We start from the raw sequence: 19,639 nt of genomic DNA on the forward strand, positions 1-19,639 counted from the left end.
GCTCAGGCCACGCCCAGCCACAAGCTCAGCAGCAACACCGAGCCCAGCAGCAGACGATAGATCGCGAACGGCGCCATGCTCATACGCGCCACCAGTCGCAGGAAAAAGCCGATCGACAGATACGCCACCAGCGCCGACACCAGGCACGCCACGGCCAACTGCGCGAAGCTGTAGCCATGCTCGAACCCGATCAGGTCGCGGCTCATCAACACCAGCGCACCGAGAATCACCGGAATGGAAAGCAGAAAGGAAAAATGCGCACCATCTTCACGCCGCAGCCCCAGTAGCAGCGCCGCCGTGAGCGTAATGCCGCTGCGCGAGGTGCCGGGAATCAGCGCCATCGCCTGAGCCAGCCCGATCAGTGTGGCCACACCCATCCCGATGCCCATCAGGCCAATCGTTTGCCGGCCACGCGCGTCCGCCACCCACAGCAACAGGCCGAACAGGATGGTGGTGGTCCCGATGACGGCGACCGAGCGCGTGTACTGCTCGATCATATCCTTGAACAACAATCCGAAGATCACCGCCGGCAGCGTCGCCCATACGATCAATAACCCCAGCCGCAAATCGTCGTTCACGCGGCGCTGGCTGACGCCCTGCCAGGCGCCCGCCACCATGGCACCGAGCTGCGCACGGTAATAGCCCAGCACAGCCACCAGCGTGCCCAGGTGCACGGCCACATCAAACGCCAGCCCCTGATCCTGCCAGCCCAACAACTGCGCCGGCAGAATCAGATGCGCGGAACTGGAAACGGGCAAAAACTCGGTCAATCCTTGAACAACGGCCAGAATCAGGGCCTGCAACCAGTCCATCAGCTCTCCTTGGTAAGCGCCACAGCGTAACCTGAAATAAACTCCGGCGGCATCCGGCGCGGCTTGCCGGAATCCACCGCCACACAGACCCAACGGGTTCTGGCACGCGCCAGCGTCAGGCCATCCTGCTCACGAATAATCTGGTAGCGCCGCGTCATGCTGATGCGCTGATCGTTCTCGACGATCCAGGTGCCGAGCAGCAAGCGTTCATCGACAAACGCCGGTGCCAGGTATTCGATTTCGGTATGGCGCGCCACGAATGCTCGATTGAGGCGCTGATACGCATCCCAGCCCAGCCCCAGCGCATCGGTGTGCGCCCAGGCCACTTTTTCCAGCCAGCGCACATAAGCGGCATTGTTGGCGTGCCCCATGCGATCAATGAAAGCAGCATCCACATTCATCGCCAGCACATACGGATCGGGCAGATCCCACTCACTCATTGCCTTGCTCCCTGAATCACCTGGTCGCGCAAATACACCGGGCGGGCCTGTGCGGCCGCCACCCCCTCTCCGGCAGCAAAGCCTGGCGCTGCCAAGCGCACGATAGTTGCTGCGCGGGGGTAGCCGTCCGGCAACCACTGCTGCAAGCCAGGCAGCGCCCGTTGCAGCGCCTCGCGATGCACTTCGCCGGAGCCGGTGCCCATCTGCACTTGCGCTGGCAACGGTGGCAGCGTCGTCGGGCTGGCGAGACAGTCGGCCACCAGCGCGTGCACCCCGTCGCTGCCCTGTTGCTCATAGACGGCCAGATACAGCTCGTTCATGCGCGCATCAAAGGCCGTCAACAGCGGCCCTTGTGCACCGCGATCAAACGCGGCCAGCGCCGCCGATGCCAGCGTGGAAATACCCAGCACCGGGCGATCAATGGAGAATGCCAGCCCCTGTGCTACCGCCACCGCGACGCGTACGCCGGTAAAGGCGCCCGGCCCACGGCCGAACGCCACACCGTCAAGCTGCGCCGGCGTCAGCCCGGCGTCTGCCAGCAGCGCCGCAACCATAGGCAGCACCCGCTCGGTCTGGCGGCGTGGCGCCATTTCAAAATGCTCCAGCACGGTGCCGTTTTGCCACAGCGCGACCGAACAGCTGTCGGTCGCCGTTTCAATGCCGATCAGTTTCATCTGCAACCTGCGTGGGTGGGGGCGTTTGTGGCGGTGTCTGTGCCAGCATTCTGAAAAAACGCTGCACCACCTCAAGTTTTCGCGTGCGCGTCATGCCGGGCAAACTATCGAGAAACAACTTGCCGTAACCACGATTGACGATGCGCGGGTCGGCAACCACCAGCAAGCCACGATCAGACGGATCGCGAATCAGCCGGCCGGCGCCCTGACGCAGCGTCAGCACCGCCTGCGGCAGCTGGAACACCCAGAAAGGCTGGCCGCCGCTGGCGCGGATATTGTCGATGCGTGCCGCCGCCACCGGATCGCCGGGCGAACCGAACGGCAGCTTGTCGATAATCACGCAGCTCAGCGCATCGCCGCGCACGTCGATGCCTTCCCAGAAGCTGGCTGCACCGAGCAGCACCGCGTTGCCTTGCTCGCGAAACTGCTCCAGCAACTGGCGGCGCCCGGCCTCGCCTTGCACCAGCAACGGAAATGACAGCCGGCCGCGCAACAGCGCAGCGGCTTCGCGCAAGGCGCGGTGGCTGGTGAAGAGAAAGAACGTGCGCCCCTGTGCCGCTTCGATCACCGGCACCATGGTTTCCACCACGGCGCGCGTGTAATCCGGCGAATCCGGCATCGGCAAGCCATCCGGCACATACAGCACCGCTTGGCGGCGAAAATCGAACGGGCTGGACAAGCGCATCGTGTGCGCCTGCTCAAGGCCCAGGCGTTGAACGAAGTGGCTGAAATCGCCCGCGACGGAAAGCGTAGCCGAGGTAAATACCCAGGCGCACTGATGCCGGGCACGATGCGCACCAAAGGCTTCCGACACCGTCAACGGTGTGGCGTGCAGCATGAACGTGCGGCGAAAGTTTTCGAACCAGTACACTTGGGCCGGATCATCCGCCCGCGTCAGCCGGCCAAGGCTGGCCAGCAGCTCGCGGCTGCGACGCACGCAATTTTCCATGCCCCGGCTGGCCTTCTGCAAAGGCGCCAGCAACGCCTCAAGCTCCGCGAGTCGCGCCTGCAATGCCGCTGCCGCCTCCTGCACCGTCGGCAAGGCGGCTACTTCGTGCCAGGGCGAGCGGCGGCCTTCGTCGCCGAGGGCGAGGCGCAAATCGGCGGTGGCACGCTCCAGCGCCGCCACAATGGAATTGAGCACCTGCAAATCAGCTGCGGTATGCCCGGCTTCACTCAACGCATCACGGCCCAGCTCCGACAGCTGGCGCGCACTGAGCGATTCGCCAAAGAACGTCGCCGCCACATCCGGCAATTGGTGCGCCTCGTCGAAGATCACCGCGTTGGCGCTCGGCAGCAGCTCTGTCAGTCCCTCGCCTTTAAGTGCCGCATCGGCAAAGAACAAATGATGGTTCACCACCACCAGATCGGCTTCCTGGGCCTGCTGGCGCGCCTGAATCACCGGGCACTCGCTGTAGCGCGGGCAATCCTGGCCCAGGCAATTGTCCGCCGTGCTGGTTACCCAGGGCCATACTGGCGCATCTTCCGGCAGCTCTTGCAGCTCGGCCAGATCACCCGTGCGGGTACGAGCGGCCCAGCGCGCCACGATTTGCAGTTGCTCAGCCGTTTCGCGGGTAAGAAAGCGGCCCTCTTCCTGATGCAGCTCCATGCGGTAAGGGCACAGATAATTGGCGCGGCCTTTCAGAAGTGCGACGCGCCGCCGCAGGCCGAGTGCCTTGAGCACTACCGGGACATCTTTGAAGAACAGCTGGTCTTGCAGGCTCTTGGTACCGGTGGAAATGATGGTCGGGCCGTCGGAGAGCAATGCCGGCACCAGGTAAGCGAGCGTCTTGCCGGTGCCGGTTTCCGCCTCCACCACCAACGCCTGGTGCTCTGCCAGCGCTGCCTCGATGGCCACTGCCATCTCCACCTGTGGCGCACGCGCGCGAAAGCCGGGGATCGACGCTTCGAAGCGCTCCCCGAGCTGGAGAATATCGCGAACCTGACTCAATACCTTGCTCCTGCCGTGCGGCACTTGCTGACTTCACCGCCGCCGCCACGGCGTCGAGATAAGCGCAGAGGATAGCCGATGGCGTCCATTCACCCAAGCACGCACCGGCCCGGCATGTTACCAATCGAAACAACCTCGCCGTCATTACCAGGGGGCAGAAAATAAAAAACCCCGCCGAAGCGGGGTTTCACGTATGGACAAGCCACTCAGTTTCCGGTGGTCACAGGCTGCTTGCGCGGGCGGCCCGGGCCACGGCCGCTCTTTTTGGCCGGTGCTTTTTTGGCTTTGGTTTTGGCGGTGGTGCTGGCAGCGGTCGCACGCGGCTTGCGCTTAGCGGCGGCCTTGGTGCCCGCAGCGGCCTTGCGCGCCTTGGCTTTCGCCTTGCGTGCCGCTTTCAGCTCTGCTGCCTTTTCTTTGGCTGCCGCTTTGCGGGCAGCGGCCTTGGCCTTGGCTGCCGCTTTCTTTTCTGCTGCTTTGGCTTTCAGAGCGGCTTTCTTGGCCGCTGCCTTGGCTTTCTTGGCGGCCTTGCGCTCCTGCTCGCGCAGTTTGGTGGTGTGGTTACGCTCTGCGGTACGCAGCTTGCGCGCCTCGCGGGTGACCAGTTTCTTGGCCGCTTGCTCTTCCCCACGCACCAGACGGATCTGGTCGCGTACGTCTTTTACCTTGTCGCGCTGCGCAGCAACTCTTTCCCGTGCAGTGACAACGGCGCGCTTGGCGGCTGCTGTTGCTGTACCAGCACGCGCTTTCTCGCGTTTGGTCTTGAGGTCAGCTTGCAGCTTGGTCAGTTTGCCCAGCTCTGTTTCGAGCTTCTTGCGCTCGCGCTCCAGCTTGGTGCCTACCTGGGTGACGGTCTTCTGTGCCTGTTCGATCGCTTTCTGTTGCTGCTTCACTTTCGCTTCAGCATTGAGGAGAGCTTTCGATACAACAGCTTTTTTGGCCGGTGATGCCTTGGATGCTGTCGCCTTCTTTCGCGGCGTTACCGCTTTCTTCTTTGCACGAGCCATGTTTGATCTCCTAAACCATACATTGTTTTGGGTACTGCAACGGCTGAAAAGTAGCACAAAAAAAAAACGGTTGGTACATAATTTAGACAACATCTATTGATAATCGGAAAAAAAAGCCGAATGCGCCCCTTTCGAGGTCAATAATTGGCAAAGCAGAGCACTCTTTCTGTGACAAGGCGCCATCATGGCGCAGCACATTAAAAACAAACCTTCGACTCAATTAACGAAAGTGCAGCACGGCCTTTGATTGGCCAGGCCGTCCCGATATACGCCGGATATCTTCATGCGAACACAGCATGACGAAGCATCAAGCAGCCGCTGACAGTATTGAAATGCAGAATTGAACGGATGCAGATAATCCCTTCCGATGTTCAACCCCGCACATCACGCTGATGTGGCATCTATATAAAAGAAACAGCAATACCGGCCTGCGCTATGCAGCAAGCTATGCGCCAGGCTAAGCGTCAGGCGGTGCATGAGCACCGTTCATCATAGGCAGCGCGCAACCTCTCGCCTGTGTACGTCATCCGTTCACGCCAATGCAGATCAGGTTGGCGACCTGCCGTAAGCGTGCTTCCAAGCCTCTGCTTTCAAGCAATGCCAACGCCGCCAAGACGATGAAGCCGTCCCGCAGGTGTTCCCCGGCTGATGGTCACCAGTGCCGATAACGGGAAGCGGGTGCGCTGTGCCGCCATGCCCTACGCCCATGACGGGTTGAGTGGCAAGGCAGGCTCACTCGTACGAAACGGTTCATCGTCTCGCGAGCCATCGGGAACGCTTGCGGCGCCGCAGCCTCTAGCACACGGCTCAGCTCAGGCGAAACACAGGCAGCAGCACCATGAATGGCTTTGCTGCCCAAGGGGGCGGGGAATGAAAATACCGCCAGTTGACGCGCCGCAGCCCGCGCAAGCGGTGCCTGCACCTTGAACCGCTCTTTTGAAACGCTCTCTTGAACCGCTCTCTTGAAAGTATCTTGAAACAGCGAAAGAGATCGGGAGGGAGTGAGAGGCAGTGAGAGAACGGACGAGCGAGGCAGAGAGAGCGCTGCTGCCTCGGCCGGCGCCAGCGCGAGCACAAAAAAGGGCGGCTCGTGGCCGCCCTGGTCTTTCATCATTTCACCGTGCCAATCAATCCTTCTCTGGCAAAGTGATATTAAGCTCCAGAATCTCACAGCCGGATTCACGATCCATCTGTACGCTGACGGCTTCCGGATCGACCGGCACATACTTGCGTACCACCGCCAGCAATTCCTCCTGCAACCGTGGCAGGTAATCCGGGCCGCCACGCACCGAGCGCTCGCGGGCAACAATAATCTGTAGACGCTCCTTGGCTACCGTTGCGGTATTTTGCCGTTTCGGCAACAGGTAACTGAAGATGCTCATCCCTGACCTCCAAACAAGCGACCCAGCAGGCCTTTTTTCGTGACAGTGAGAAAGCGGTGCGGCACTTGCTCGCCCAGGAACCGCGCCACCGCATCCAGATACGCCTGCCCGGCGTCCGATTCGGTGTCCAGAATCACCGGCGAGCCGGCGTTGCTGGCATTGAGCACCGCCTGGGATTCGGGAATCACGCCCAACAGGTCAATGGCGAGAATTTCCTGCACATCTTCCACGGACAACATTTCACCCTTGCTTACCCGCTCCGGCGTGTAGCGCGTAAGCAGCAGCCGGGCGGGAATCTCACCCTGCCCTTGTTCGGCACGCCGTGTCTTGCTGGCCAGGATACCCAGAATGCGATCCGAATCACGCACACTGGACACCTCCGGATTGCTGACGACAATCGCTTCATCGGCGTAATAGGCGGCCATCAAGGCGCCGCGCTCGATGCCAGCCGGGCTGTCGCAAATGATGTAATCCATCGCCATATCGGTGCGCAGCGCCTCCAGCACCTGCTCGACACCTTCCAGCGTCAGCGCATCTTTGTCGCGAGTCTGTGAGGCGGGCAGGATATAAAGATTCTCGACCCGCTTATCCTTGATCAGCGCCTGACGAATGTTGGCATCGCCCTGAATCACATTCACCAGGTCATAGACCACGCGCCGCTCGCATCCCATGATCAGATCAAGATTGCGTAGCCCCACATCGAAATCAATCACCGTAGTCTTGAAACCCCGCAGCGCAAGGCCGGTGGCCAGCGCCGCGCTGGTTGTGGTTTTGCCCACGCCACCCTTGCCCGATGTCACGACGATGATCTTGGTCACACTTTGTCTCCTCAGGTTACTTTGACGGGCGATGCAGCTGTGAATACCGCTCAACGCGCCTTCAATGGCATGAATTGCATGGCTTCCCCATCCAGGGAAATCTGTACTGGCTGGTTGCGCCAGCTTTCCGGCAGATCTTCCGCAACCCGATAGTGCCCGGCAATGGACACCAGCTCGGCATTGAGCTGCTGGCAGAAAATGCGTGCGCTGCTGTCACCGCGCACCCCGGCCAGTGCTCGCCCGCGCAGGTTGCCGTACACATGGATATGACCGTCCGCCAACAGCTCGGCGCCGGTGCCCACGGGCGCCAGCACGATCAGGTCGCCGCGGCTGTAGATTTGCTGGCCGGAACGCACCGGCTGGTCGATCACCATGGTTTCAATGCGCTCCCGCGTCTGCTGTGCTGCGCCGGCGGGCTCTGTCGAGAGGGGTGTTTCGGCGCGCGCTGCGCTTTTCTCCTGGCGCGACGCGTTAGTGCGCTGATCGCCCAACGTGACCACACCCAGGCCCAGCGCCCGGACCTCCTGCTCCGGCATGGCCGTGCCGGTGGCCACCGCCACCAGATTCATATCCCGGTCGCGCAGTGCCTCCAGCACCAGCGCCAGTTCCACCACCGACACTTCGCCCTCGGCAGGCAGATCCAGCACGATCGGCACATCGCGCAACCAGTCCGGTGATTCTTGCAGGCTTTTATCAAGCTGGGCATGCAGCGCGTCAAGTGCCAATGTTTTCAGGTGCAGCACCGTCATCATCAACATGCGGCCGCGAAATTCGAGAATGGTGTGTTCTTCTACAGCTGTCATCACTGATCTTGTCTACGAGTCCGTTTGCTGGAACGCCGCACTGCCGCATCTGCACTAGATGGATGGCCGGCAGCACACATGGCGAAGGCTAGTGCATGGGACGCAAGCCTAGAGCAAAGGTTGCAAGGGGAAAAGCATGCCGGCGCGGGCCACAGCCTGGTTTTCAACTGCCGGCACGTGGCCGCGCAGCAAAACTCGACACTCCGGGCAGGTGCGCTGGCGCTGTCCCGAATTGTAAAACTGTTCACAGGTGCGACGATGTTCCGCAGGAGGGGGGCTTACCCCGGCGGGGTTGCCGGGGTTTGCCGAGCTGGTTCGCTCAGCGATTATCCAGACCTTCGAAAATACGGCGGCGAATCTCGTCCATCGGGCCCAGCCCTTCGACACGAATATAAGCCGGTGCGGCAGCGGCATCCTGGCGCGCCAGCTCCTGATAAAACCCGACGAGCGGGCGTGTCTGTTGCTGATAGATTTCCAACCGCTTGCGCACGGTTTCTTCACGATCATCATCACGCAGCACCAGATCATCGCCGGTCACGTCGTCCTTGCCGGGCACCTTGGGAGGATTGTATTTCAGGTGATAAACACGGCCCGATGCGGGGTGCACGCGGCGGCCGGACAAACGCTCGATGATCTCGGCATCATCCACATCCAGCTCGACCACGGCATCAATCGTGATACCGGCATCGACCAGCGCCTGCGCCTGGGGAATGGTGCGCGGAAAACCGTCGAACAGAAAACCGTTGGCACAATCCGGCTCGGTAATGCGCTCCTGCACCAGGCCGATAATGATGTCGTCGGAAACCAGCCCGCCCGCATCCATCACTTTCTTGGCTTCCTGGCCCAGGGGAGTGCCGGCCTTCACCGCAGCACGCAGCATGTCGCCGGTGGAAATCTGCGGGATACCGTACTTTTCCATGATGAACTGCGCCTGAGTGCCTTTACCGGCCCCGGGCGCGCCAAGCAGGATGACGCGCATAGCTTTCTCCATTTGTGGGAATCGGGCACCCCACCGAAAAGCACTCCCGGGACGGCCTGACGGCCATCAGGGAACACCTCGGCAAAGCGTCCGCACCTCGAAAACGCGCCACTTTACCTTGCTCGCCAGCGCGCCACAAGCGCGCAATTTGTCTCGCTTGCGTGCTGTAAACGCAGCTCAGGGCTCCATCGGCAGGCTTAGAATGACCGGCTGCCCCGCCACCAGCGCGGCTGGTTCGGCACTGCGTTCCGCCTGATCGACCCCGCCCGCGGCGGCCGCGCTATAGCGAGCGCCCACCTCGACGGCGGCTTGGGCGTCCGGATAAGGCTGTAGCCAATCCTGCCCTGTGAGCGCCACCGTGAGCGGAAAACTGTCCACCAGCACACGACGAGCGGCCAGCGGTTGGCCGCGCTGGCCTTCCACCCGGAGAAACACGAACAGCGAGCCGCCCGGCGGCAGCTCCGGCGGCGCCTCTATGGTCACGGTCACCACCTCGAAACGCTCCGCCAGCGCTTGCTGTGCTTCGGCGTAATCCAGGCTGCGCTGCAATACCGGCCCGGCTTCGCTGTCGGCGTGGCGGGCCAGCAGCGCGCGCCAAGTCTCTGCGGCCAGCGCATATTGGCGATTCTGCGTTGCCGCCATGCCCAGCAGCATCCGTGCACCGTCATGTTCCGGGTCTTCGGTCAGTACTCCGGCAAGCAGCTCCTGCGCCTCTGGCGTCAAACGCCCTTCTGCCTCACCAATCAGCCCTTGGGCCAGCAGCAGCCGCGCCGGCACCATCTGCGGCGCAGTCTCCAATGCACGGCGCGCCGCCAGCACAGCCATTTCCGGCGCCTGCAACTCACCGTAAAGGAGCCCCAGGGCATACCAGCCTTCGGCACTGGGCGTGATTGCCAATTGCCGCTGCAACACGCGGACCAGCGCCGCCGGCGATACATCACGATTCAGATCTTCCGGAGGCAGGCCAGCGGCGAGGCGCTCGGCCACCGGGCGCAGCGTCTGATAATCCGCCAGCCATTCGGCGGTACCCTGCCGATATCCCGCAGCAAGATAAACCAGCAGCCCGAGCACCGGCACCAGCGCCACCGCCAACAGCCAACGACTGGTCAGTGGCTCGCCAAGGCGCGCCGATTCCCGCCGCCACATCCAGGCCAGCCACAGCAGTGTGCCTACGGCCAGCGCCAACAACATTGCCGTCATCATTGTCCGCTGCTCCCGTGGCGGTCATCTTCATCCGCCTCGGGCGGCTGCGCTATTTCGTCGTCATCCAGCGGTGCTGCGCTTGCGCGGCGCAATTGCCGCACCACCAGCCAACCACCCAGCAGCAATACCACCGCCGGCCCGAACCATAGCAGCACGGTGTTCAATGCCAGCGGTGGCCGGTAGCTGACAAAATCACCGTAGCGGGCGCGGAAAAACTCCACCACTTCTTTGTCTGTCGCGCCTTCACGCACCATCGTTGCGGTGCGTGCGCGCATATCACTGGCAATATCCGCGTCGGAATCGGCAATGCTCTGGTTCTGGCATTTCGGGCACCGCAATTCTTGCGTCAGGCTGCGAAAACGCGCTTCCTGTTCCGCCGTATCGAATTCGTACACATCAATGGCGCTCAACGCCAGCGTGGGAAAAAACAGGCACACCAGCAACGCGTGCTTCAGCAATCGGATCACGGCGCTTTTCCTCCGTGGGCGTCTCGTCCAGCGTCTTGTTCAAGGGCCTCTCGGCCGGGCCACAGCGGCGCAAATTTCTGCGCCCACACACGGGCATTCACCTCGCCTGCGTGGCGCAGCATGATCTTGCCTTCCGGATTCACCAGATAGGTTTCCGGGGCACCATACACACCCAGATCCATCGCCAACGTGCCGCGTTTATCTACCACCACGTGGGTATACGGATTGCCCAGCTCGGCCAGATACTGCCGCGCCTTGTCGTCCTGATCCTTGTAATTGAGCCCGACAATGGCGACGCCTTCGCGTGCCAGCTGCATGAAATAAGGATGTTCGACGTAGCAGGTCGGGCACCAGGTGGCCCAGACATTCAGCAGCATCCAGCGGCCACGGAACAGCGATTCATCCAGCTCGCTGTCTGCACCCAGCAACGATGGCAACTGAAACGGCGGCATCGGCTGGCCAACCAATTGCGACGGCAGCGTCTCGGTATCGCGGCCCAGCCCGTTGTACAGCATCACCACCAGCCCGAGCAGCAACAGCAGCGGCACCAATGCCCAGATCGGCCGCTTCATGCGCTACCCTCCGCAACAGCCTGCGCGGTTGTATCCCGCGCCGGGCGACGGCGGTAACGCTTGTCGATGACCGCCAGCACACCACCAAGCGACATCAACAAGGCACCCGCCCAGATCCAGCGCACACCCGGTTTGAAATACACGCGCACCGCCCAGGCACCCGGCATGTCCAACGGCTCACCCAGTGCGACATACAAATCGTGAATCAGCCCCGGCCGCAGGGCCACCTGCGTCATGACTTGCCCGCCCACCCGATAGGTGCGTTTTTCCGGATACATGGTGGTCACGGCACGCCCGTTGCGCGTCACCCGAAACTCTCCGCGCATGGCATCGTAGTTGGGGCCAGCACGGGGGCCGACATCGACAAAGGCGAAATCGTAGCCGCCCACCTGAACGGTATCGCCGGGCACCATGCGCACATCACGCTCGATCTCGTGGTGTGTCACCAGAATGATTCCGGCGACCAGCAGCGCCAGCCCGCAGTGAGCGAGCACCATGCCTTTGTAGCCATTGGAAAGGCGCCACAGGCCGGCAAAAAAACTGCCCCGAGATGCCCGCGCCTTGCGAATCATGTCATCCAGGTGCGCCAGCACCACCCAGGCCACCATGATGAAACCCAGCGTGCCCAGCCATGGCGTGCCGCCCGGCAGCCAGGCCGCCAGCAGGCCGCCGACCAGCGACGCCGGAATCAACGGCAGCACCCGGCGACGAAACGCATCACCACGATGGGATTTCCAGTTGCTGATCATGCCCAGCGACAACAGCGCCATCAGCACCAGCGTCAGCGGCACAAAGAATTTGTTGAAGTACGGCGCGCTGATCGAAATACGCACATCCAGTGCATCGCCGATCAACGGGAACAAGGTGCCGAGCAGCACCACAAACGTGGCCGTCAACAGCAGCAGATTATTGCCCAGCAGGAAACTCTCCCGCGACAACAGCCGAAAGCCGGCGTTGTTCTTCAGCTTGGGTGCGCGCAGGGCAAACAATGACAACGAACCGCCCGCCACCAGCGCCAGAAAAATCAGAATGAAGGTGCCACGCTCGGGATCGTTGGCAAACGCGTGCACCGAAGTGAGGATACCCGAGCGCACCAGGAAAGTGCCCAGCAAGCTGAGTGAAAAGGTGAGAATGGCCAGCAGCACCGTCCAGGCGCGAAACAGATTGCGCTTCTCTGCCACCGCCAGCGAATGGATCAGCGCGGTGCCCGACAACCAGGGCATCAGCGATGCGTTTTCCACCGGGTCCCAGAACCACCAGCCGCCCCAGCCCAGCTCGTAATAGGCCCACCAGGAGCCCAGCGCAATACCGACGGTGAGAAACGCCCAGGCAATCGTCGTCCAGGGTCTTGCCCAACGTGCCCACACCGGGTCGAGCCGCCCGGCCAGCAGCCCGGCCACCGCAAACGCGAAGGCGACGGAAAAACCCACATAGCCCATATAAAGCATCGGCGGGTGCACGATCAGCCCGGGGTCTTGCAACAGCGGGTTCAGATCCGCGCCATCCAGCGGGAACCACGGCAACAGGCGATCAAAGGGATTGGAGGTGAACAGCATGAACGACAGAAAGCCGATGCCGATCATGCCCATGACGGCGAGCACACGGGCCACCATGGTCGCCGGCACACTTTTACTCAGCCAGGCTACCGCCGCTCCCCAGCCCGCGAGCATCCACACCCACAACAATAATGAACCCTCATGGCCACCCCAGATTGCCGACAACCGGTAACCCCAGGGCAGCGCGGAATTGGAATGATTGGCCACATAAGCCAGGGTGAAATCATTGAAGTAGAAAGCGTAGCCGAGTGCGATCAGCGCAATCGTCAGCAGCAGCAGTTGCATGATGGCCAGCGGCCGTGCAGTACTCATCAAGGCAATGTTGCCGCGCCAGGCGCCAATCAGCGGCAGCACCGACTGCAACAAGGCCAGCACCAGCGCCATCCAGACTGCAAAATGTCCCAGTTCCGCCGTCACAGGTACTCCTCTGGGCCCGCCGACACCGGGCCGGTTCTGGACTGCCCCGCACATCAGGCCGATGCTGCCGGAACGGTCATGATTCTCTTTCGGGGGGCGGGTGCTGCCCTCGCCGTGCGAGGAGCCCGCTTCAGGGACGGCCGGAGCACTGTGCCCGGCCTGCGCGACACGCTTTGCCGATGGTTCGGTCGCGGGCGCATAGCTTGGGTGAGAAAGCGCCATATTTCAAGCTATTGCGGCTTTTTTATGGCGCCTTCACGGCACTGCAATGATCCTCGTCAAACACGCGATCAGCCACCGCCTTACCCACTCCGCCGGGGGCCGGCCCTGCAACACCTTGACATAATTCAGCAGCATGGGTGTTCGCGACTGTCACAAACGCTTTGTTATGATAGCCGCGCCCTGATGCCGGTGAGACCGGCCCGGCGAGCCGGTGTTCCGCAGCCCGATGGCCTGCGGCACACACGTCTCCGGCTGCGGCACGGCCAGAGCTGAGCCTGTCGTGACCCGGCTGGCACACAGCGGCAGCATCCGTGTCATGCCCGCGTTTACAGCTATCGCACCGGCGGCCTCGCTCTTCATGCAACGGCTCAGGCCCGCCCGGTGACAACATATATAACAGGCCCTTGAGGACTTGATGGAAGCACGAAAGCACAGTTTTGACCGGGACGACTTGCTGGCCTGCGCACGCGGCGAGCTGTTTGGTGACGGTAATGCCAGGCTGCCCCTGCCGAATATGCTGATGATGGATCGCATCACCCACATCTGTGATACCGGCGGCAGCCATGGCAAGGGCGAGATTACCGCAGAGCTGGATATCAAACCCGATCTCTGGTTCTTTGCCTGCCACTTCGAGAGCGACCCGGTGATGCCGGGTTGTCTTGGCCTGGACGCCCTCTGGCAACTGGTCGGCTTTCATCTGGGCTGGCTTGGCCATCCGGGCCGGGGCCGTGCGCTGGGCGTCGGCGAAGTGAAATTTTCCGGGCAGATTCTGCCTACGGCACGCACCGTCACCTATCGCCTGGACATCAAGCGTGTCATGGCTCGCAAACTGACACTCGGCATTGCCGACGGCATTGTGTCGGTAGATGGACGCGAAATTTATCACGCCAAGGATCTGCGCGTGGGCCTGTTCGGTTCCACAGAAGGCTTTTAGGTGTGCGCCTGCCACGCAACAGTGGCGAGGCGGGGGCAATAGCCGGGCTGGCATGACCGCCGCCCGGTTCCGTGTATTGAGGTTGAAAACCGATGAAAAGAGTTGTGATTACCGGGATGGGCATCGTCTCCTGCCTGGGCAACGATCAGACAACCATCACCGAGGCGCTGCGCGAAGGCCGCTCGGGCATCCGCTACAACGACAGTTATCGCGAGCAGGGCATGCGCAGCCAGATCTCCGGCACCCCGGAGGTGGATTTTGACGCGCTGATTGATCGCAAATCACGGCGTTTCATGGGTGATGCGGCCTGCTATGCCTATCTGGCCATGCAGCAGGCCATCGCCGATGCCGGCCTCACCGAAGAGCAGGTTTCCAACGTGCGCACCGGGCTGATTGCCGGTTCGGGCGGCGCCTCTTCCAGCAACCAGGTGGATGCCGCAGATATCGGCCGCGAGCGCGGCATCAAGCGCATCGGCCCGTACATGGTGACCCGCACCATGGCCAGCACCGTCTCCGCATGCCTGGCCACACCGTTCAAGATCAAGGGCGTGAACTATTCCATCGCCTCCGCTTGCGCCACCAGCGCGCATTGCATCGGCACGGCCATGGAACAGATCCAGCTCGGCAAGCAAGACATCGTTTTCGCCGGTGGCGGCGAGGAAGAACACTGGACCATGAGCGCCCTGTTCGATGCCATGGGCGCGTTGTCGACGCAATATAACGACACCCCGGAAAAAGCGTCCCGCGCCTATGACGCGCAACGGGATGGTTTCGTTATCGCCGGTGGCGGCGGCATGTTGGTGATCGAAGAACTCGAGCACGCCAAGGCACGCGGCGCGAAAATCTATGCAGAAATCGTCGGCTATGGTGCCACCTCCGATGGTCACGACATGGTTGCACCGTCCGGCGAAGGCGCAATCCGCTGCATGCAGCAAGCACTGGCTACCGTAGAAGGCCCGATTGATTACATCAACGCCCACGGCACCAGCACGCCGGTCGGCGATCTGGCCGAGCTGAAGGCGATTCGGGAAACCTTTGCCGCGGGCGGCGTGCCGATGATCAGCTCCACCAAAAGCCTGTCGGGCCACTCACTTGGCGCCGCAGGCGTGCAGGAAGCGATTTATTGCCTGCTGATGATGCAGCATGGTTTTGTCGCCGGCTCCGTCAACATCGACCAACTTGACGAAGCCGCCGCTGACCTGCCTATTCTGCGCAAGACAGAAGAAAAAGTGCTGAATCAGGTGTTGAGCAACAGCTTCGGTTTTGGCGGCACCAATGCGTCGTTGGTGTTGAAGCGGTATAGCTGAGTATTGCTACCCTCGCAGCGCCGTGAGCGGCTGCGGGGGTGCAATCCATCAAGAACCTGCCCGTCAACCACCCCTGCCGTTACTTCTTTCTATATCCGTCACCTGCATTGTGTTGCAGCGAATGAGCGATGCCGCAATCGGGACAAGGAAAGCTTGGGGTAGCGGGTGCCACGAAGCTGAGAACTACGACATTGCTGCGTTAACCCCTGTTCGCACGAAGGCTGAAAAACCGCCTCCACAGCATCTTGTCACGTTGCCGCCATCCGCTGGACCCCAGCATCGTCGAGGGCATCAATAACACCACCAAGGTGATCAAACGCGGGGCCTACGGCTACCGGGATCAGGAGTATTTCTTCCTGAAAATCCGTGCCCCATTCCCCGGTAACAGCGATGATTTTTTAGCCCCTCTCCCCTTGTGGGAGAGGGGTTGGGGAGAGGGGGAGATTGTGGCAGTAAAAATATACCCGGCACTTGATCAAGAACGAAACTGGATAACGCTCGGTATTTTCTGCTGTGGAGTTTTTATGGAAATTTCTCCTGAAGACAAGTGAAAGTAGTGCAACATGTAGCTGGTATCGTGACAGCTGGAAGTTCGTCGCCCCCTCTCCCCCAACCCCTCTCCCGCAAGGGGAGAGGGGGGCAAAAGCTTATTCGCTTGCCCTTCGGGCAAGCCTGCGGCTGTTTTGCGCTTCGCTTGTCCCACAAGGGAAAGGGGAGCAAAAAAGCTCGGTATTTTGGACAACCCATTGGTACTTTCGCGGATATCGAAAATGGTTCCACGAAAATCGACGGTGAACCCAAAAAAACCACGCCTCACACGCGGCACTCGGGCTATTGCCGATTGAGCCATCTCCGACTCACCAGATTCGCGGAATCGAGCTACCCCCTGCTTGGGACAATCCCGGCATCAAGCTGTCCCCGTGATCGCGCTCTCTTCCCATTGAGCTATCCCGATCTGACAAGCCCTTCATCGGCAAAGCTGGCGCGATAATGAAACCGGCGAGATGCAGCCGGGCGCTCGATCAAAAGCGGGCGTGATGCAGAGCAACACAACCCGATTCGTTCTGGCTTACGCAGACAAAAAACACCCGCCGTAACGCGGCGGGTGTTCTGGATACTTCTGGTTGCGCGAGGCAGATCAGAAGTCGTAACGAGCGCCCAGGGAGAAGCCGGAAGCGTCTTCGTCCTGCGTACCAGCGGTGCTGGTGGTGCGCGCCTGGTTCCACGGGGTCAGGTTGGTATTCGTGTCGTTCATTACGACGGCGTAGTTGGCGTAGATGCGGAACGCGCGATCCAGACGGTGCTCGACACCCACAGTGATCATGTCTGTCTTGGAATCGTCTGCATCAGCGTCGCGGCTCAGCCACATGGCGCGCAGGTAGGTTTTCTCGGTGGCCTTGAACTCACCACCCAGGCCCCACACGTCAGCAGTCAGCTCATCTTCCAGTACCGGATCAGCGTCGTCGGTGTAATCGGAAGTCTGGTAGAAGCCGACTACCTTGAAATCACCCAGCTTGTACGCGGCGGCAGCACGGACTGCTTCGCGCTCCCCACGGCCGTGATCCTCACCATAGCCTTCATACGCCAGCTCACCTTCAAAGGCGCCCTGCGCATATGCCAGCGAGAGGCTCACACCTTCGCCCTTTGTATCATCCACATGGTTTTGACCTTCGTGGATCGAATAGCCCAGAGTGGCTTTGAAGCCGTTCATGTCCGGGGTCTGGTACTCGATGGTGTTCGGCATACGCTCGTCAAAGCGGGCGTCGTCCACGCGTGTCAGGTTACGCATGTCGCCCAACTGGTCACCAAAGAGGTTGGCCGGGCCACGAGCGCGTTTGAACGGGGAGTCGAACTGACCGGCGCGAACACGGCCGAAGTCGCCTTTCAGGCCAGCAAAGGTGTCGCGGCCAGCCCACTCGTTGCCTTTACCTTGTGCGAAGTTGATTTCCTGTTCGATCTGGAAGAACGCAGTCAAATCGCCGGAGCCCAGTTTGGTTTCGCCACGGAAACCCAGACGGGAAGAGTTCGAAGACAGGTTCAGTTCGTTGTAGTCGTTACCGTCGTCCAGCTGGTCCAGGGACAGGTGTGCACGACCGTAAATGGAAATGTCTGCCAGTGCTACGCCCGGCAACAACACTGCAGCCCCCACCGCCATCGCAAGCAACTTCTTGTTCATTCGTGATCTCCCAAATCAGGGTCATTTCGTTAGCGACGTAACAACATTGCTACGACTGGCGCGCAGTATGGAAAGAGCAGGTGACAGGCAGGTTTCCTGTTTATGAAGTTTTTATTAAACGGGAACTTGGCGCCGGTTTTCCGATTGCAGCGCAACTTTCGAGATGCACAGGCGCGCTGGCCGAGGCAAACTGGAACGCATGACCAATCACTCTCACGGCGCAAGCCTGCCCGCCCCGGATCATTGCTGGCAGGCGCTGATCGACAAGGATGCCCGGGCCGGCTTTTTATACGCGGTGGTGAGCACCGGGATATTTTGTCGCCTGGGCTGTGCCTCGCGCCGCCCTCGCCGCGAGAACGTGCGCTTTTTTGCCACGGCAACGGAGGCGCTCGCAGCGGGCTACCGGCCCTGCCGCCGTTGCCAGCCGGTAGCCGCCACCGACCCTCACCATGCGCTGGTGATCGCCGCGTGCCGCCGCATAGAAGCGGGGGCGGCCGCCGATCTGGCCAGCCTGGCTGCGCAGGCGGGGTTGAGCCGTTATCATTTCCAGCGGCGTTTTCGCGCCCTCACCGGCCTGTCGCCGAAAGGCTATGCCGATGCCTGCCGTGACCAGCGGGTGCGGGAGCGGCTGGCAGCCGGCGATGACGTCACTACCGCGTTGTATGCGGCGGGTTTTCGGTCACCGGGCCGGTTTTATCATCACAGCCAGAGGATACTTGGCATGACACCCAGCCAGTTTCGTCGCGGTGCGCCCGATGAGCGCATCCGGTTTGCCATCGGCCCGAGTACACTTGGCCGTGTGCTGGCGGCAGCAAGCACTCAGGGCGTTTGTGCCATTTTGCTCGGCGATGATGACAACCTGCTGACAGCCGACCTGGCGGAACGCTTCCCGCAGGCCGAGCTGGCACGGGATGACGACGCGCTCGCCGCCCAGCTCGCCAGCGTGATCGCCAGCGTGGATGATCCGCGCCAGGCGCCGGCCTTGCCGCTGGATATTCGCGGCACCGCGTTCCAGCAACGTGTCTGGCAGGCGCTGTGCCGTATTCCGGCTGGCGAAACTGTCAGCTACAGCGAGGTGGCGCAACGCATCGGTGCGCCCGGTGCGGCCCGTGCTGTCGCCACCGCCTGCGCGGCCAACCCGATCGCGGTGCTGGTGCCGTGCCACCGGGTGTTGCGTGGCGATGGCAGCTTGTCCGGTTACCGCTGGGGGCTGCATCGCAAGCAGCAGTTGCTGGCGTCGGAAGCGCACCAAGACGAGCCGGAATGACGACTATGGCGTGGCTCGGGGAGCCGGCGATACAACACCTTTGCCGATCCGATGACGACTGGCGCCCGGTGATCCGCCTGGCCGGGCCTCGGCCGCCGCCCTCCGCGCCGCAGCGCTCCCCTTATGAGGCGCTGGCCCGCGCCGTGATTTACCAGCAACTGCACGGCCGCGCGGCCGCAGCCATCACCGCTCGGCTGCTGGCGTTGTACCCGCGCCAACGCTTCCCGCAACCGGCCGCGCTGCTGGCCACGCCCACCGAGATGCTGCGCAGCTGCGGGCTCTCTGCACGCAAGATCGAGACGTTGCGCGGCATCGCCGAAGGCCGGCTGGCCGGGATTATCACCACTCGCGCCAAGGCGTTGCGCTGCGATGACGAAGCGCTGATCGCGCAATGGACGCAGTTGCGGGGGGTGGGCCGCTGGACCGCGGAAATGGTGCTGATGGATACGCTGGCACGGCCGGATATCATGCCGGTGGGAGATTTCGGGGTGCGCGAGGGGTGGCGCCTGCTCAAGCGCCTGCCGACGCAACCGACACCGGCGGCACTATTGGAGAGCGCCCGGCCATGGCAGCCCTATCGCTCCACCGCTGCCTGGTATCTGTGGCGGGTGGTGGATCTGTCACGCGCTGGCGCCCTGCCCGGCTGAGGCAGGCC

General features: G+C 61.8%; 18 protein-coding genes and 1 pseudogene. 5 read left to right on the forward strand and 14 right to left on the reverse strand.

All coding sequences use genetic code 11. The features are described 5' to 3' along the window. Window positions 1–2 precede the first annotated feature (2 nt). From MU846_RS08115 to MU846_RS08175, 13 genes are all read right to left on the reverse strand, one after another. Window positions 3–812 carry an undecaprenyl-diphosphate phosphatase gene (locus MU846_RS08115; protein WP_246951500.1) on the reverse strand — a complete coding sequence of 270 codons (810 nt, stop codon included), beginning with the start codon at window positions 810–812 and terminating at the stop codon, window positions 3–5. Next, the gene (locus tag MU846_RS08120; RefSeq protein WP_246951502.1) at window positions 812–1,252 is read right to left on the reverse strand and encodes an acyl-CoA thioesterase; all 441 of its coding nucleotides are present in this window, start codon (window positions 1,250–1,252) and stop codon (window positions 812–814) included. Before MU846_RS08120 ends, MU846_RS08115 begins: the two co-directional genes overlap by 1 nt. Next, a complete protein-coding gene (gene tsaB / locus MU846_RS08125; protein WP_246951504.1) occupies window positions 1,249–1,926 on the reverse strand; it encodes a tRNA (adenosine(37)-N6)-threonylcarbamoyltransferase complex dimerization subunit type 1 TsaB in 678 nt (225 codons plus the stop codon). The genes MU846_RS08120 and tsaB overlap by 4 nt, the downstream gene beginning before the upstream one ends. Continuing rightward, window positions 1,907–3,877, reverse strand: a complete 1,971-nt coding sequence (gene yoaA, locus MU846_RS08130) for a DNA repair helicase YoaA (protein WP_246951506.1) — start codon at window positions 3,875–3,877, stop codon at window positions 1,907–1,909. The genes tsaB and yoaA overlap by 20 nt, the downstream gene beginning before the upstream one ends. Window positions 3,878–4,083: 206 nt before the next feature. Next, entirely contained in the window at window positions 4,084–4,881 is a 798-nt protein-coding gene (locus MU846_RS08135) for a hypothetical protein (protein ID WP_246951507.1), read from the reverse strand. Between the two features lie 1,127 nt (window positions 4,882–6,008). Continuing rightward, window positions 6,009–6,263 carry a cell division topological specificity factor MinE gene (minE, locus tag MU846_RS08140; RefSeq protein ID WP_246951509.1) on the reverse strand — a complete coding sequence of 85 codons (255 nt, stop codon included), beginning with the start codon at window positions 6,261–6,263 and terminating at the stop codon, window positions 6,009–6,011. After that, complete coding sequence (minD, locus tag MU846_RS08145; protein WP_246951510.1) at window positions 6,260–7,081, reverse strand: septum site-determining protein MinD; 822 nt, start codon at window positions 7,079–7,081, stop codon at window positions 6,260–6,262. Before minD ends, minE begins: the two co-directional genes overlap by 4 nt. Window positions 7,082–7,131: 50 nt before the next feature. Beyond that, a complete protein-coding gene (gene minC / locus MU846_RS08150) occupies window positions 7,132–7,884 on the reverse strand; it encodes a septum site-determining protein MinC (RefSeq protein ID WP_246951512.1) in 753 nt (250 codons plus the stop codon). Window positions 7,885–8,203: 319 nt separating this feature from the next. Then, window positions 8,204–8,863: an adenylate kinase gene (gene adk / locus MU846_RS08155; protein ID WP_246951514.1), complete on the reverse strand. Its 660-nt coding sequence runs from the start codon at window positions 8,861–8,863 to the stop codon at window positions 8,204–8,206. Window positions 8,864–9,040: 177 nt separating this feature from the next. Further along, complete coding sequence (locus MU846_RS08160; RefSeq protein ID WP_246951516.1) at window positions 9,041–10,066, reverse strand: TPR domain-containing protein; 1,026 nt, start codon at window positions 10,064–10,066, stop codon at window positions 9,041–9,043. Further along, complete coding sequence (locus MU846_RS08165) at window positions 10,063–10,533, reverse strand: cytochrome c-type biogenesis protein (RefSeq protein WP_246951518.1); 471 nt, start codon at window positions 10,531–10,533, stop codon at window positions 10,063–10,065. Before MU846_RS08165 ends, MU846_RS08160 begins: the two co-directional genes overlap by 4 nt. Further along, a complete protein-coding gene (locus MU846_RS08170) occupies window positions 10,530–11,105 on the reverse strand; it encodes a DsbE family thiol:disulfide interchange protein (protein WP_246951520.1) in 576 nt (191 codons plus the stop codon). The genes MU846_RS08165 and MU846_RS08170 overlap by 4 nt, the downstream gene beginning before the upstream one ends. Further along, window positions 11,102–13,078, reverse strand: a complete 1,977-nt coding sequence (locus tag MU846_RS08175; RefSeq protein ID WP_246951522.1) for a heme lyase CcmF/NrfE family subunit — start codon at window positions 13,076–13,078, stop codon at window positions 11,102–11,104. The genes MU846_RS08170 and MU846_RS08175 overlap by 4 nt, the downstream gene beginning before the upstream one ends. 637 nt (window positions 13,079–13,715) lie before the next feature. Here MU846_RS08175 and fabA point away from each other — a divergent pair. From fabA to MU846_RS08190, 3 genes and pseudogenes are all read left to right on the forward strand, one after another. Beyond that, a complete protein-coding gene (gene fabA, locus MU846_RS08180) occupies window positions 13,716–14,234 on the forward strand; it encodes a 3-hydroxyacyl-[acyl-carrier-protein] dehydratase FabA (protein ID WP_246951525.1) in 519 nt (172 codons plus the stop codon). 92 nt (window positions 14,235–14,326) lie between these two features. Then, window positions 14,327–15,541: a beta-ketoacyl-ACP synthase I gene (fabB, locus tag MU846_RS08185; protein ID WP_246951527.1), complete on the forward strand. Its 1,215-nt coding sequence runs from the start codon at window positions 14,327–14,329 to the stop codon at window positions 15,539–15,541. Between the two features lie 184 nt (window positions 15,542–15,725). Then, window positions 15,726–15,924, forward strand: a pseudogene (locus MU846_RS08190) (transposase); the annotation flags it as partial. A 755-nt stretch (window positions 15,925–16,679) separates the two neighbouring features. On the opposite strand, the gene MU846_RS08195 reads toward MU846_RS08190, so the two are convergent. Further along, a complete protein-coding gene (locus tag MU846_RS08195; protein ID WP_246951529.1) occupies window positions 16,680–17,717 on the reverse strand; it encodes a porin in 1,038 nt (345 codons plus the stop codon). Between the two features lie 199 nt (window positions 17,718–17,916). On the opposite strand from MU846_RS08195, the gene ada reads away from it, so the two are divergent. Together ada and MU846_RS08205 are read left to right on the forward strand one after the other, a co-directional pair. Continuing rightward, window positions 17,917–18,984: a bifunctional DNA-binding transcriptional regulator/O6-methylguanine-DNA methyltransferase Ada gene (gene ada / locus MU846_RS08200; RefSeq protein WP_246951531.1), complete on the forward strand. Its 1,068-nt coding sequence runs from the start codon at window positions 17,917–17,919 to the stop codon at window positions 18,982–18,984. Further along, complete coding sequence (locus MU846_RS08205; protein WP_246951533.1) at window positions 18,981–19,631, forward strand: DNA-3-methyladenine glycosylase family protein; 651 nt, start codon at window positions 18,981–18,983, stop codon at window positions 19,629–19,631. The genes ada and MU846_RS08205 overlap by 4 nt, the downstream gene beginning before the upstream one ends. Window positions 19,632–19,639: the final 8 nt, after the last annotated feature.

This window comes from Alcanivorax quisquiliarum (genome assembly GCF_023051175.1).
Taxonomy (GTDB): Bacteria; Pseudomonadota; Gammaproteobacteria; order Pseudomonadales; family Alcanivoracaceae; genus Isoalcanivorax; species Isoalcanivorax quisquiliarum.